Here is a 14,218-nt window from a genome sequence, read left to right as displayed (position 1 = left end):
TTGGAGAGAGCATGTTGCCCGAAAACCGCTTAACACTTTTCGGCATCACGCTCTGAATGGACGCGCCTGCATTTCCAAAGCGCTGGAAGATCAGCGCGCCCGAGCTCATTGCGGAGACGTTTTCGAGCCGCATCTGGAAGGTGCGGCGTGAGGACGGCTCGCCGGCCATCGTCAAGGCGCTCAAACCATTCGACGATGTCGAGGACGAGTTGCGCGGCGAGCACTATCTCGCATGGCGGCGCGGCGAAGGCGCGGTGCGGCTGCTTGGCCGGGACGGCCACCGCATGCTGCTCGAATATGCCGGCGACACCCTGCTTTCCGACGTTCTGGCCAAAGAAGGCGACAACCCCGCGACCGCAATCGCGGCCGAGTTGATGGGGAGACTGTTCTCGCCCACAAGACACCCTGACCCGCCGGACCTGCAGCCGCTGCGGACACGGTTTGCCAGCCTGTTCAAAAAGGCCGGAGCCGATCGCGACGCCGGAGAGCACAGCCTCTATATCGAGGCCGCCGAAATCGCGGACCGGCTGCTCGATGCCCCGCATGCGGTCAAGCCGCTGCATGGCGACCTGCATCACGACAACATTTTGCACGGTGCGCGCGGCTGGCTGGCGATCGACCCGAAGGGCGTGCTCGGCGATCCCGGCTTCGACGCCGCCAATCTGTTCTACAACCCACTGGGGCGCGACGACCTCTGCCTCGATCCCGAGCGCATCGCGCATATGGCCGAGATCTTCGCCAGGACACTCGGCCAGACGCCGGCTGCCACTCTCGACCATGCCATCGCCTATGGCTGCCTGTCGGCCGCATGGCATCATGAGGACGAGAATGCGGTCGACGAGAACCGCGAGCTGTCGGTTGCGGGAGTGATCCGAAAGGTGCGGCTCAGCTTCTGACCGGCGCAGCCTCGCGCGTTAGACGTAGCGAGGCAGTTCGTTCGCGAAATAGATTATTGCGACGGCCAAGACACCGTAGACGATGTACCTGCGTTCATGGGCGGCCGCGTTGGCAGTGGATAGGCGCCCTTGTTGCCGCGCCAGTGGGCGGCGGCAAATCCCAGCAGGACAAGCGCGAAGGCCTGATGGGTCAGCGCCATGTGCAGCGGCACCTGCATCAGCAGCGTGCCGATGCCGATCGAGGCCTGGACCAGCACCAGCAGAAACAGCAGCGTCGCGCGGCGTGCGTGTGTCGTGCCTGGTAAACGCCGGCGTGTCGCGATCATGTGCCAGAGCGCGACGGCAAAGACCGTGTAGGCGCCCAGTCGGTGGACGAACTGCACCGTCTTCGGGTTCTCGAACAAGTTGCGCCAGGCCGGCTCGAGCAGAAGCAAATCTGACGGGATCACCTTGCCGTCCATCAGCGGCCAGGTGTTGTAGCTCAGGCCGGCGTCGAGCCCTGCGACCAGGCCGCCGAGATAGATCTGGACCAGCACCAGCAGCACGATGAAGCCGGCCAGCCTTTGTGTCGGCCGGTCGGCGGCAGGCTCCGAATGCGGCGCCAGCCCGCGCGCGACCACCATGGTGGCGGTGAAGATCAGGGCGGCAAGCGTCAAATGCGTGGCCAGGCGGTACTGGCTGACGGAGATCCGGTCGATCAGGCCGGAGGCCACCATCCACCAGCCGATGGCGCCTTGAAGGCCACCAAGCAGCAGAATACCGACCAGCTTTGGCCCAAGGCCGCGCTCGATGCGGCGCGTCGCCCACAAGACCAGCAGCGGCAGGCCGAAGACCAGGCCGACACTGCGCGCCAGGATACGGTGCGCCCACTCCCACCAGAAGATCGATTTGAAGGCGTCCAGGCTCATGCCCTTGTTGAGCTCGGCATATTGCGGAATCTTCTGGTAGAGCTGGAACTCCTCCTGCCACTCGGCGTCGTTGAGCGGCGGTATCACGCCGTGGATCGGCTTCCACTCGGTGATCGACAGGCCGGAATTGGTGAGCCTGGTGGCGCCGCCGACCAGCACCAGCGCAAACAGCACCAGAAGCACGACATAAAGCCAGCCGCGCAGCAGAGCCCGGTTTTGCAGATCGCGATCGCGGTCAATGTAAGGCGCGGCGGCTGATATGGCGGCCATGGGTTGGTCCCGGCAGGTTGACGTGGCGGATTGGTGAACCATCGCAACCCGGCTGACAAGACCGGACGGCGCGGCACGCCGTCGCGCCGCAAGTCACGGGTTGCACGCGCCCCCGGTTGGGCCTAAGCGGAGGCGATCAACGAGAACGCTCATGCCCATCCGCCTGAAAAAGCTGATCGGAACCTTCCTACTGGTGGCGCTGGTCATCATCTATGCGCTGGTCGCGTCGATCATAGCGGTCGCGCAGCTGTCGCAATCCAGCCCGCTGGTGCATTTCCTGTTCTTCCTGTTCAGCGGCCTGTTCTGGGTGCTGCCTGCGATGGGCATCATCAAATGGCTGATCCTGGAGCCGCCGCCGAAAGGCTGAAGCGCCCGACCCAGGTCAGATGGTGACGACCATTTTGCCGGCATTGGCCAGCGGCGTCGTCACGCCCGACAACATGGTGCGGATATGGGCGACACTCTGGTAGCGGCCGTTGATCGAAATGCGCGGCAGCGCGTGCAGGAAGCCGGCATGTTCGGCGTGCAGCACGCCGTGGCGAGTGGTCACCGCCGAGGCGTAGCCGGCGTCGCGGGCAAAGCCCACTTCGCGGCAGCCGACAGCGCTGGCGTAACCATAGGGGTAAGCGAGATGACGGGGGTCTTCGCCGAGCTGCGCCTGCAGCTGGCGCCTGACGTCGACGATTTCATGGCGCGCATCGGCTTCGTCGAGCCGCTTCAGATTGCGGTGGTTGACCGTATGCGCGCCGATCGTCACCAGCCTGTGCCCGGCCACGGCGCGGATATCGTCCCAAGTCATTAGCGTGCTTGGGCGCAAGCCATCGAGGTCGATGCCGTTCGAGCGCGCCAGATCGCGCAGCACGGCGCGCTGATCCTCCTCGCGCACCTCGAGCGTCAGATAGGCATGCAGACGCGCATTGGCGTGGAGTTTCTTGCCGTGGGTCGAGCAGTCGATGGTCACCGGCCCCTTCGGCGTCGCCAGCGTCAAACGCTCCCGCGCGTTGACGATATCCTCGACCACGTCCCACCATAAATCGGCGCTGCCGTCGATCAGACCCGGCGCGACATAGATGGTGATCGGCGCGTCGTGCTTTTCGAGCACTGGCAGCGCTTCGGTCATGTTGTCGCGATAGGCGTCGTCGGCGGTGATGGTGGCGAACTGGCCGTCCTTGCCGCCGGCCTTGATGCGCTCGATCGCCTCGTCGAGGGTGACGAAGGCATAGCCCCTCGACTTCATGTCGGCGACGAGAGCGTCGAGGAATCGCGGGGCGATGTTGAGGTGGCGGTTAACGCCGTCCGGCTTCTCCGGCGTGGCGGTGACCCGATGCAACATGAGGATGGCGCCAATGCCGCCGACAAACGGCTTGGCCAGCGGTGCAAGGCCGGTAAAGCGGGCGATATTAAGCGCCAGTTTCCGAACTGCCTCACCACCGTCGATCATTCATTCACCTTTTGCGCCTAGGCTCGATCCAAGCACGGAACGCGCCGACGCGAACTCCTGATCGCGACGAATACGCCTTAAGGATTGAGGTATGGTTGACGCCACCGCGTCATTTGACGGCAATCGGCTCGCCGCAAGCAAGGCGTCTGCGCGCACGCCGGCTGCCGACCAGACCAGTCTGTCGGTGTCGATCGCAGATGCTGCCGCGCTCGCCTCTTACGGCGAATTCTGCCGTTCGGCGCTGTTTGCGCCGGCGCAAAGCGCGGCCTGGGTTCGTGCCTGGACGGCGCAGGCCAATCCCGATGCAGTCGTCGCCACGCTCAAAATCGAGGACAGGCCGGTCTTTGCACTGGCACTGGAAATCACGCGAACTGGTCCATTCCGCGTCGCCCGCTTCATGGGCGGGCGCCATGCCAACGGCAATTTCGCCGCCGCCGATCCGGCATGGCTGGCAAAGGCCGATGCTGGGGGGATCCGCAGGCTGGTGACGGCGATCGGCAAGGCGCGTCCCGACATCGATCTCGTTGCCTTGGAAAGGCTGCTCCCCGACCTCGATGGCGTTGCCAATCCGCTGGCGGCGTTCTCCAACTTTCCGAGCCCAAACCTGTCGCTCGCCGTCAATCTCGACGGTGGTTTCGATGTGCTGCTGTCGCGTGTGGGCGGCAAGCGCAAGCGCAAGAAGCACCGTTCGCAGACACGCAAGTTCGAGGCGGTCGGCGTTCATCGCCGCATCGAGGCGCAGACACCGGAAGACGTGAACCGGCTGCTCGACGCTTTCTTCGAGATGAAGGAGTTCCGCTTCGCCAAGATGGGCATCGCCAATGTCTTCGGCGAGCCGGAGGTGCGGGCTTTCTTCCGTGCCCTCTTCGCCGGCGCGCTGGCCGAGGAGAAACCGGCCTTTGTGCTGCATGGGCTCGAAGTGGCCGGCAAGCTGCGCGCAATCACCGGCTCGAGCCGCTCGGGCAAACGCCTGATCTGCGAATTCGGCGCCATCGCCGAGGACGATCTCGGCCACACCAGCCCCGGCGATTTCCTTTTCTTCGACATCATCGAGGAAGCCTGCCAAACAGGCTTCGATGTCTATGATTTCTCGGTCGGCGACGAGCCCTACAAGCGGCTCTGGTGCGATATCGAGACCCAGCATTTCGAGGTGCTGGCGCCCCTGACGCTGAAGGGACGCGCCCTGGCGTCGGCGCTGCGGCAGGGCGCACGGGCGAAAGCCTTCATCAAGAACAACCCGACGGTCTGGAAACTGACCAAGATGCTGCGCCGCAAGGCCGCCGGACAGGCAGCGCCCGCTCCCACGGACGACGAAAACTAGCGTTCAGAAATTCAGCGCTTCGCGGAGCGCCGGGCCGGCCCTGACCCGCAGGTCGAGATCCGCCTCGATGTGGTCGATATGGTGCAGCATCAGCCGGCTCACCAACCCGCAATCGCCGCTCTCCAGCGCGCCGACCATTTCCGTGTGCTCACTGTGCCCGCAGGCCGACACCCCGGATCGTCCGTAAAGGGCGATCACCAGCGACGAACGCGCCACCAGCTCCTCCATGAAGCGCTGCAGGATGGCATTGCCGGCGACGGAGGCGAGCAGCAGATGGAAATCGCCCGACGCCTTGATTTCGGAGCGCCGCGCGGTTGGGCCGCGCTCGGCGAGGAAGCGGCCTTCCTCGTCGAGCTGCGCGCGGAACGCAGCGATATCGGTGGCTGTGACCCGCCCACAGGCGGCAATGGCTATGCCCGGCTCGATCAGCCGGCGCGATGCGAACACCTGGCGCGCTTCCTCGGGCGAAGGGTTGGCGACGAAGGCGCCACGGTTGCGCTCGGTACGCACCAGCCCCTCGAAGGACAGCATCTGCAGCGCCGCGCGCGCGACGGTGCGCGAGACGTCGAACAGCGTGCCGACCTCGCCTTCCGACAGCTTGGTGCCGGGCGTCAGCCGACGGTCGACGATGGCGTCCCGCAGATTGTCGCGAATCGCCTGGGCGCGATCCTGGTTGGCGCTGTCGGCGGAATGGATCTGATCGGCAATGTTCATGGCGATGATGGTTCCCAGCCTCTTCTAGCGCAACTCGTCGCCTGCGCACGAGAGGCAAAGTGGACACGAAGCCAAAAAAGATTGCATACGATTCTTGTGCAGATCGCGCACAATCGCCCATAATTTGTGCAATGCACAAGATAGCCTACCGGCTAGGCAGTGGGCAAGAACCCCGATTTTTCTGTCGATTCAAACGCTTGGGCCGGTTGCCGCCGATTGGCACGCATAATGCATTGGGTAATGCGACCAAACGGGGAAGCCTGAATGTCCAAAGCCGCCGAGATCGACATCGTGTCCGTTTCGAAAGTGTACGGAACGACGACTGCCGTCGAGGCCATCAGCCTGAAAATACCGGCAGGCACCTATTGCTGCTTGCTTGGCCCCTCCGGCTGCGGCAAGACCTCGACGCTGCGCATGATCGCCGGCCACGAAAGCATTTCGTCGGGCGATGTCCGCCTCGGCAACATTGTCGTCACCGACCTGCCGCCGGCAAAGCGTGGCACGGCGATGATGTTCCAGTCCTATGCGCTGTTTCCGCATCTCGACCTTGTCGACAATGTCGCCTTCAGCCTGAAGATGAAGGGCGTCGACAAGGAGCAGCGCCGTGCCAAGGCGCTCGACATGCTCAAGCTGATGCAGATGGAGGCCTATGCGACGCGCCGGCCGGCGCAGCTTTCCGGTGGCCAGCAGCAGCGTGTTGCACTCGCCCGCGCTCTGATCACCGATCCCGAGGCGCTGCTGCTCGACGAGCCGCTGTCGGCACTCGACCCGTTCCTGAAGATACGCATGCGCGCCGAGCTGAAGAAATTGCAGACCTCGCTCGGCATCACCTTTGTCCACGTCACCCACAGTCAGGAGGAGGCCATGGCATTGGCGGACCTGATCGTGGTGATGAATGACGGCCGCATCGAACAGGCTGCGCCGCCACGAGATGTGTTCGAAAGGCCGGCCACCGCCTTCGTCGCGCGCTTCATGGGCGACCACAATGTCATCTCCGGCCGGGTCACCGGCGCGCGCGACGGCATGGTCGTCTTCGACGTCAATGGTGGCGCCTCGCTCGCCGCCCGCGGGCAAGGCCGGGAGGCGGGCCAGGAGGTGGGCACGCCGATCGACATCGCCATCCGCACCGACCATGTGCGCATCGGCGAAGCACCCTCTCCCGGCCTCGGCTTCACCGGCATCGTCTCCAACATCGAGTATCGCGGCGCCACGGTGAAGCTGTCGGTCACCGATGCCGGCATCGACGATTTCACGGTCATCATCGACGATTCCGACTTCTTCGCCAAACCCGTCGCCCTTGGCGGCGCCGTACCGCTCGCCTGGGATTCCGAGGACGCCATCGTCCTCGGGCGCCTTCATTCATGAGTTCGCAAAACAAAACAGGGGAATAGGAATGACAAAAACAGTAGAAACAAAGACCGGAATTTCGCGCCGTTCGTTGCTCAAGACAGGTGCGGCCGCCGTCGGCCTCGCCGCAGGCTCGGGCGCCATTACAGGCTTCCCGACCATCTGGGCGCAGTCCAACATCACGCTGCGCCAGTTCGGCACCGGCGTGTCGAACCTGAACGCGATCGCCGACAAGTGCAAGGCCGACCTCGGCATCACGCTGGAAATGACGGCGACCGATTCGGACGCGGCCGCCCAGCGCGCCGTGACCCAGCCCGACAGCTATGACATCGCCGACATCGAATACTGGATCTGCAAGAAGGTGTTCCCGAGCGGCGTGCTGCAGCCGATGGATGTCAGTAAGCTGAAATACTACGACGAGCTGGTGCCGTTGTTCAAAACCGGCAAGCTGACGCCCGACAGCATCATTGCCCAGGGCACCGCGCCGCACACGGTCGGCTATGTCGAAGCGCAGGACTCAAAGACCTTCGCCAAGGCGCCGACCAAGTGGTTCACCATGGTGCCGACGATCTACAACGCCGATACGCTAGGCATCCGGCCCGACCTCGTCGGCCGCGACATCACCACCTGGGCCGACATCATGGACCCGGCCTTCAAGGGCAAGACCGCGATCCTCAACATCCCGTCCATCGGTATCATGGATGCGGCCATGATCATGGAGGCCACAGGCAGCATCAAATATGCCGACAAGGGCAACATGACCAAGGAAGAGATCGACAAGACGATCGACTTCCTCATCAAGGCCAAGCAGGCCGGCCAGTTCCGCGCCTTCTGGAAGTCGTTCGACGAGAGCGTCAACCTGATGGCATCGGGCGAAGTGGTCATCCAGTCGATGTGGTCGCCGGCCGTCGCCGCCGTCCGCTCCAAAGGCATCGCCTGCCGCTTCCAGCCGCTCAAGGAGGGCTACCGCTCATGGGGCGGCGGCCTTGGCCTTGCCGCCCATCTCAAGGGCGCCGAACTCGACGCGGCCTACGAATACATCAACTGGTATACGTCGGGCTGGGTCGGCGGCTATCTCAACCGCCAGGGCTACTATTCCGCCAATATGGTCTCGGCCAAGAAGTTCATGTCCGACGACGAATGGGGCTACTGGATCGAAGGCAAGCCGGCCAAGGGCGAGATCAAGGCGCCGGACGGCACCGTCATGGAAAAGGCCGGCGCCGTGCGCGACGGCGGCTCGTTCGAAGAGCGCATGGGCAAGGTCGCCTGCTGGAACTCGGTCATGGACGAGGACCGCTACATGGTGAAGCGCTGGAACGAGTTCATCGCGGCGTAGAGCGGACGCGTTCACTGTGATGTTGCGATCCTTCGCGCCCCCCTCTGTCCTGCCGGACATCTCCCCCACTTGGGGGGAGATTGGCAGCGTCATGGCCGGCTCTTCGTTAGCAACGTTGGAGTTTGGCGAAGGCCGTTATGAGAGTTCGATCTCCCCCCTCGTGGGGGAGATGTCCGGCAGGACAGAGGGGGGCGCGAAGGATCGCAAGTCATCGCGATCACGCGGAGGATTTTCCCAATGACAGTCGCGCTCGAACGCCCCGCCATCGCAGCAGCCAAGCCCGCCAGACGCCGGCGCTTCTCCATCAGTGCCGTCACGCCCTACCTCCAATCGGCGCCGCTGGCGCTCATCCTCGGTGCGTTCCTGCTCTTGCCAATCATCATGATCGTCGTCGTCTCCTTCTGGGATTATGACTTCGCCGCCATGTATCCGGATTTCCTGACGACGAACTATTCCGACGTGCTGGGATCATGGGTCACCTGGAAGACCTATCTCAACACCATCAAATTCGCTGCCATCGTCTGGGCGCTGACCTTGTTCATCGGCTTCTGGGTCGCCTATTTCCTCGCCTTCCATATCCGTACCATCGCCATGCAGATGGTGCTGTTCCTTGTCTGCACGGTGCCGTTCCTGACCTCCAACATCATCCGCATGATCTCGTGGATCCCGGTGCTTGGCCGTAACGGGTTGATCAACTCGACGCTGGTGCAATTGGGGCTGGTGCCAAAACCCATCGAATGGCTGCTCTATTCGGAATTCGCCGTGGTGCTGGCCATGGTGCATCTCTACACGCTGTTCATGGTAACGCCGATCTTCAACACGTTGATGCGCATCGACCGCTCGCTGGTCGAGGCCGCGCGCGATGCCGGCGCGTCCGGCTGGCAGGTCTTGTGGAACGTCGTCATCCCGCTGGCCAAGCCCGGCATGGCGATCGGCACCATCTTCGTCGTCACGCTGGTGATGGCCGATTTCTCCACTGTGCAGGTGATGTCGGGCGGCCAGAGCGCGTCGGTCGCACTGATGATGAAGAACCAGATGTCGCTGCTGCAGTATCCCGCAGCCGCCGCCAATGCCGTAGTGTTGCTGGTGTTGGTACTGTTGATGGTCGCGGGCATCCTGCGCATCGTCGACATCCGCAAGGAGCTTTGAGGTGAGCCACGAAAAACGCACCCTAGAATTCTATGTGCTTGCGGTCTTCTTCACTCTGTTCGTGCTGTTCCTCTACGGCCCGCTGTCGGCGATCCTGATCCTTTCTTTCCAAGGCGAGACCGGCGGCCTCACCTTCCCGCTCAATGGCGTGTCGCTGCACTGGTTCGCCAATCTGTTCGAGCGCCAGGCGGTCGGCGATTTCGGCGGCAGCTTCAAGCGCTCGCTCGTGCTCGGCCTTATGGTGATGATCGTCACCGTCGTCGTGTCGCTGCTGGCAGGGCTCGCTTTCCGGCAAAAATTTCGCGGCGCCACCGCTTTGTTCTACCTGGCGGTCGCCAGCCTCGTAGTACCCTCGATCATCATTTCGCTCGGCATCGGCGTCGTCTTCCAGCAGGTCGGCTTCCGCCCAGCCTGGTACACATCGGCCTTCGGCGCGCACCTGACCTGGACCTTGCCCTTCGGCGTGCTCATCATGTTCGCCGTCTTCAACCGCTTCTCGCCCGCCTATGAGGAAGCCGCGCGTGACCTGGGCGCCAACTCCTGGCAGACCTTCGCCCATGTCGTGCTGCCGATGATCGCGCCGAGCCTGATCGGCGTCGGCCTGTTCGGCTTCACGCTGTCCTATGACGAGTTCGCCCGCACGCTGATGACGTCGGGCACCTTCAACACGCTGCCGCTCGAGATCTACGGCATGACCACCAATGTCACGACGCCGGTGCTCTACGCGCTGGGCACGGTGACCACCGTGTTCTCCTTCCTGGTGATCCTGGCCACACTGGGCGCCATCCTCTATGTTGGCCGCAGGCGGGCCAGGGTTTGATTGTGCAGATACTGGTGGTGAACCCCAACACAACGGCGAGCATGACCGAGACGATCGCGGCGGCGGCGCGCGGCGTTGCCGGCGCCGAGACCGAGGTGATCGCGGTCACCTCCTCGATGGGCCCGGCCTCGATCGAGGGCTATTATGACGAGGCATTGGCCGTGCCCGGCCTTTTGATGGAGATCGCCGCCGGCGAACGTGCCGGGGCTCAGGCCGCCATCATCGCCTGCTTCGACGATACCGGCCTGGATGCGGCACGCGCCATGGCCTCCATTCCGGTCATCGGCATCTGCGAGGCCGCACTCAGTGTCGCCTCCTACATTGCCCAGCGCTTCACAGTGGTGACGACCACCGAACGCTCGCGTGTCCCTGTCGAAGGGCTGGTGCAGCGCTACGGCATGGCCGGGCGTGTCCGCGTGCGCGCCGCCGACATTCCCGTACTCTCCCTTGAAGACGCTGCTTCCGGCGCGGTCGAGAAACTGCGCGCCGAGATCGCCCGCGCCATAGCGGAAGACCGCGCCGAGGCCATCGTGCTCGGCTGCGCCGGCATGGCCGACCTGGCACACCGGTTGCAGCAAGAGTTCGACCTGCCCGTCATCGACGGCGTCGGCGCCGCCCTCAAACAGGCCGAGGCGCTGATCGCATTGGGCCTGTCGACCTCGAAGCGCGGCGCCTATGCCAGTCCGCTGGCCAAGCCCTATCGCGGCGTGCTGAAATCCTTCTCGCCGGGGGTGATCGCCGCGGAGTGAACGCTATGAAGCCTACCGTCCGCGCATTGTCTCCGCCGGAACTGGCCGTTCTTATCGACTGGGCGGCGGCTGAAGGCTGGAACCCTGGCCTTGATGATGCCGCCGCGTTCCGGCCAACCGATCCTGAAGGATTCATCGGCGCTTTTGTCGACAACGAGATGACCGCCGCCATCTCGGCTGTCGCCTATGGCGGCAACTTCGGTTTCATCGGTCTCTACATCTGCCGACCAGACATGCGCGGCAAAGGCCATGGCAAAGCAGTCTGGAATGCGGGCATGGCCAGGCTGGCGGCCGAACGGTCGGCCTCGACGGGGTCGCCGCGCAGCTGGCGAATTATCGCCGCACGGGATTCAGCTCGGCGTACGAAACCATCCGCTTCAGCGGCCGTATCGCGACCCCGCCCGTCCGAAGCGAAGGGGTGCGCATGATAACCACGCAACTCGTGCCCGACATCATCGCCTATGACGCCCGCTGTTTCCCCGCGCCTCGACGAGCCTTCCTGCACCGCTGGGCGCAGCCGCCGCATTGCGGGTTCGCCGCGATCAGTTCACTCGGCACCATAGGCTACGCCGTGGCTCGTCCCTGCCGTTCGGGTTACAAGATCGGCCCGCTGTTTGCCGACGACACCGAGACGGCGATGCAGCTCATGGGCAGTCTGGCTGCCGCATGCGAAGGTAGCGACCTGCATATCGACGTTCCTGCCGAAAATTTCGATTTCACCACGGCGCTTTCAGCAATTGGTTTCAGGCCGACCTTCACCACCACGCGCATGTACAAGGGCCCGCCTCCGAAGGTCGACTCGCGCCGAATATTTGGCGTGACAACCCTGGAGTTGGGGTAGATCCCGGCGCACGACTGACAGGCTTGGTTTTTCGGGAGCCGGCGGGCGATGGACGAGCCAATCTGTAGTAGCGCCGCCTAAGTTGAATTGTCCGATGTCTCAGGCGGCGCTACGTTGTCCCGGCACCGGGTTACCCGGCGTCTCGTGGCCGATCGGCGTCACCAGAGTGAGGTCGGGATAGCCGCTTTCGATCAGCTCGACGGCGGCCTGCGCCACCTCATCGTCCGCCTGCAGCATGGACATGAAGACCTCGGTGCTGTCGCCGACCAGTCGGCTGATGCCTTGCGCATCGGCCGGTCCGCATTCGACGATGACCAGATCATAGGCGGTGGTCAGCGACTGCATGATGATTGGCAGCCGGTCGGCGGCGCGCATGGCGCGAACCGGATCGGCGGTGCCGACGGGAACGACATGGCAGTCGGAATAGAGGTCAGCGTGAATGACGTCGCTGAACTGCGCTTCCGAAGCCAGCAGATTGGTGATGCCGGGGAAAAGTCCGCTGTCCAGCATCGGCCGCGAGGCGGCACCTGACGCCGTGAGATCGAGCAGCAGCACGCGCAGGCCGGCGTCGGAGACTTCGCGCGCTACCAGCACTGCCGAGGCGGCGGCCTCATCGCCTTCGGGCGAGACGAAGATGGCGCGCGCAGCACCGCTGGCGATCAGCTTTTCCGCCGCCTTCTCGACATCGATCTCGCCAAGGCTGGAGCGTACCCGCTCGGGTTCGGATTGCGGTTCTGGATCGGCAGCCGCTGCTCCTTCCAGCACTGAAGGAGCCGGCTCCTGCTCCGGCTCGGGCGCCAGTTCAGACTCCATGGCCGTCCGCTGATCGACCACCTCCTCGGCCACGACTGCGGCCGGTTCCGGGTCGACGACCGGCGCCGACATTGCCGGCATCGCAACCTGTTCGATGCGGTCCAAGCGGGCGCCGGGCGCCGGGCGCATGGCGCGGCCGGAAAACAGCTCCTGCAGCAGCGTGATGACCGACATCAGCAGCAGCGAGCCGACTAAGGCGGCGCCGACGATCGGCACGAGCTTGGGGAAATAGGGTTCCGACGGCACGCGCGCCTCGGAAAACACGCTGGCATCGACCGGCAGGTAATTCTTGCGCGAGGACACTTCGCGGAAGCTCGCCATATAGGATTCAAGCTGCTGGCGCCGGACGTTCGCCTCGCGCTGCAGCGCATCCAGCTGGACCTGCTCCTCGCCGGCCCGCGACGACGCCGCTTTCAGCTTGTTGACGTCCGATATCAGCTGGTTTTCGCGCGCCTGGGCGGTCTGCGCCTGCGTCAGCAACCCGCGCATGATTTTTTGCGCTTCGTTGCGGATCTGGCCGTCGAGATCGGCAAGCTGCGACCTCATCGCCCGCAGGCGCGGATGGTTGTCGAGCAAAGTGGTGGAAAGATCGGCAATGTTGGTCCTGAGCTCGATCTGACGCTCACGCAGCCGCTGGATCAGATCGGACGACAGCACTTCGGGTACAGCGTCCAGCGAACCGCCATTCTGCAAAGCCTGGCGCACCCTTTCGGCCGTTGCCTCGGCCGAAGCGCGGCTGGCGCGCACACGCGACAGCTCGCTCGACAGCTCGGACAATTGCTGTGTCGCCAGCACCGAATTGTTGCCAGCCATCAACAGGTCCGACTGAGCGGAGCGGAAGGCCGCGACCTTGGCCTCTGCATCCCTGACCTGCTTCTGCAGCTCCTCGATCTCCGGCCCGAGGAAGGCGGTCGCGGCGGCGTTCGACGTGGTCTTGGCGTCCGCCTGATAGGCCAGGTAGGCCTTGGCGATGGCGTTCGGAATGTCAGCGGCAAGCTGGGGATCTTCCGAGGAAAATTCGACGGCGATGGCACGCGTCTTCTCCACGCCATAGACGTTTAGCTTGTCGCGCATTTTAGTCAGCACGCGCTCTTCGAGCGGAATCTCTGCCGGATCACTTTTCAGTCCGGCAATGACAAGAAGTCGGGCTACCGGCGACATGCCGAGCGCATCGTTGAACTCGGGCTTGTCGCCCAGATGCAGATTGCCAGCCACCTTATTGAGAATGTCGGACGAGGAAATGACCTGAACCTCGGTTGCTACACCTTCCGCATCGAGCACAGGTTTGTCGTCTTCATTGGTACCGGCAGGCCGCGTATAGGCCGATTCGCTCAACTGGATTTTCAGCTGCGTCGTCGCCTTGTAATGCGGCGTGGCAAGCCACGCGAACGCGAAGGCGAGACCAGTGACGAGAAGCGTGATCACAAGAATGCGCAGCCAGTTCCGCGCCAGGCTGGCGAAGAGCTGTCTCAGGTCGACATCGACATCTGCGGCCGCGGACTGGTCGGACATGCATTCCTGCTCCGGAACATGAGGCTAGATGGTAGCGTAAACAACTATGGTAACTCAGCCGTTAAGATCGCGGTAAGCAGCTGTTAGGGTTTGCTGACATC

General features: G+C 63.7%; 14 protein-coding genes. 10 read left to right on the top strand and 4 right to left on the bottom strand.

Translation table 11 applies throughout. From position 1 onward, the window contains the following. Window positions 1-56 precede the first annotated feature (56 nt). A complete protein-coding gene (locus ACYG9Z_RS25800) occupies window positions 57-896 on the top strand; it encodes an aminoglycoside phosphotransferase family protein (RefSeq protein WP_023752923.1) in 840 nt (279 codons plus the stop codon). Between the two features lie 53 nt (window positions 897-949). Here the strand turns inward: ACYG9Z_RS25800 and ACYG9Z_RS25795 are convergent, their stop codons facing one another. Next, entirely contained in the window at window positions 950-2,074 is a 1,125-nt protein-coding gene (locus ACYG9Z_RS25795; RefSeq protein WP_023752922.1) for a COX15/CtaA family protein, read from the bottom strand. 151 nt (window positions 2,075-2,225) lie between these two features. Between ACYG9Z_RS25795 and ACYG9Z_RS25790 the strand changes: the two genes are divergently transcribed. Then, window positions 2,226-2,441 carry a DUF2842 domain-containing protein gene (locus tag ACYG9Z_RS25790; protein WP_023669401.1) on the top strand — a complete coding sequence of 72 codons (216 nt, stop codon included), beginning with the start codon at window positions 2,226-2,228 and terminating at the stop codon, window positions 2,439-2,441. Window positions 2,442-2,456: 15 nt separating this feature from the next. On the opposite strand, the gene ACYG9Z_RS25785 is transcribed toward ACYG9Z_RS25790, so the two are convergent. Next, complete coding sequence (locus tag ACYG9Z_RS25785; protein ID WP_023752921.1) at window positions 2,457-3,515, bottom strand: polysaccharide deacetylase family protein; 1,059 nt, start codon at window positions 3,513-3,515, stop codon at window positions 2,457-2,459. A 91-nt stretch (window positions 3,516-3,606) separates the two neighbouring features. Between ACYG9Z_RS25785 and ACYG9Z_RS25780 the strand changes: the two genes are divergently transcribed. Next, window positions 3,607-4,836, top strand: a complete 1,230-nt coding sequence (locus ACYG9Z_RS25780; RefSeq protein WP_023752920.1) for a GNAT family N-acetyltransferase — start codon at window positions 3,607-3,609, stop codon at window positions 4,834-4,836. A gap of 3 nt (window positions 4,837-4,839) precedes the next feature. Here ACYG9Z_RS25780 and ACYG9Z_RS25775 read toward each other — a convergent pair whose 3' ends face one another. Next, window positions 4,840-5,550, bottom strand: coding sequence for a GntR family transcriptional regulator (locus ACYG9Z_RS25775; protein WP_023752919.1), 711 nt, complete (start codon window positions 5,548-5,550; stop codon window positions 4,840-4,842). A 264-nt stretch (window positions 5,551-5,814) separates the two neighbouring features. Between ACYG9Z_RS25775 and ACYG9Z_RS25770 the strand changes: the two genes are divergently transcribed. The 7 genes from ACYG9Z_RS25770 (at window position 5,815) to ACYG9Z_RS25740 (ending at window position 11,792) form a co-directional block, all read left to right on the top strand. Continuing rightward, window positions 5,815-6,915: an ABC transporter ATP-binding protein gene (locus ACYG9Z_RS25770; protein WP_023752918.1), complete on the top strand. Its 1,101-nt coding sequence runs from the start codon at window positions 5,815-5,817 to the stop codon at window positions 6,913-6,915. Between the two features lie 28 nt (window positions 6,916-6,943). Beyond that, window positions 6,944-8,233 carry an ABC transporter substrate-binding protein gene (locus ACYG9Z_RS25765; protein ID WP_023715413.1) on the top strand — a complete coding sequence of 430 codons (1,290 nt, stop codon included), beginning with the start codon at window positions 6,944-6,946 and terminating at the stop codon, window positions 8,231-8,233. A 237-nt stretch (window positions 8,234-8,470) separates the two neighbouring features. Continuing rightward, complete coding sequence (locus tag ACYG9Z_RS25760) at window positions 8,471-9,382, top strand: ABC transporter permease (RefSeq protein WP_023752917.1); 912 nt, start codon at window positions 8,471-8,473, stop codon at window positions 9,380-9,382. A gap of 1 nt (window position 9,383) precedes the next feature. After that, complete coding sequence (locus tag ACYG9Z_RS25755; protein ID WP_023669394.1) at window positions 9,384-10,202, top strand: ABC transporter permease; 819 nt, start codon at window positions 9,384-9,386, stop codon at window positions 10,200-10,202. 2 nt (window positions 10,203-10,204) lie between these two features. Further along, window positions 10,205-10,951, top strand: a complete 747-nt coding sequence (locus ACYG9Z_RS25750) for an aspartate/glutamate racemase family protein (protein ID WP_023752916.1) — start codon at window positions 10,205-10,207, stop codon at window positions 10,949-10,951. A gap of 5 nt (window positions 10,952-10,956) precedes the next feature. Next, complete coding sequence (locus tag ACYG9Z_RS25745; RefSeq protein ID WP_348524876.1) at window positions 10,957-11,379, top strand: GNAT family N-acetyltransferase; 423 nt, start codon at window positions 10,957-10,959, stop codon at window positions 11,377-11,379. Next, entirely contained in the window at window positions 11,376-11,792 is a 417-nt protein-coding gene (locus ACYG9Z_RS25740; RefSeq protein ID WP_348524875.1) for a GNAT family N-acetyltransferase, read from the top strand. The genes ACYG9Z_RS25745 and ACYG9Z_RS25740 overlap by 4 nt, the downstream gene beginning before the upstream one ends. A gap of 99 nt (window positions 11,793-11,891) precedes the next feature. On the opposite strand, the gene ACYG9Z_RS25735 is transcribed toward ACYG9Z_RS25740, so the two are convergent. Then, entirely contained in the window at window positions 11,892-14,117 is a 2,226-nt protein-coding gene (locus tag ACYG9Z_RS25735) for a GumC family protein (RefSeq protein ID WP_023752915.1), read from the bottom strand. Between the last annotated feature and the right edge of the window lie 101 nt (window positions 14,118-14,218).

The organism is Mesorhizobium sp. RSR380A (genome assembly GCF_054719385.1).
Note: the sequence above shows the minus strand (reverse complement) of the source record. Positions and strands in the feature narration are given on the sequence as shown.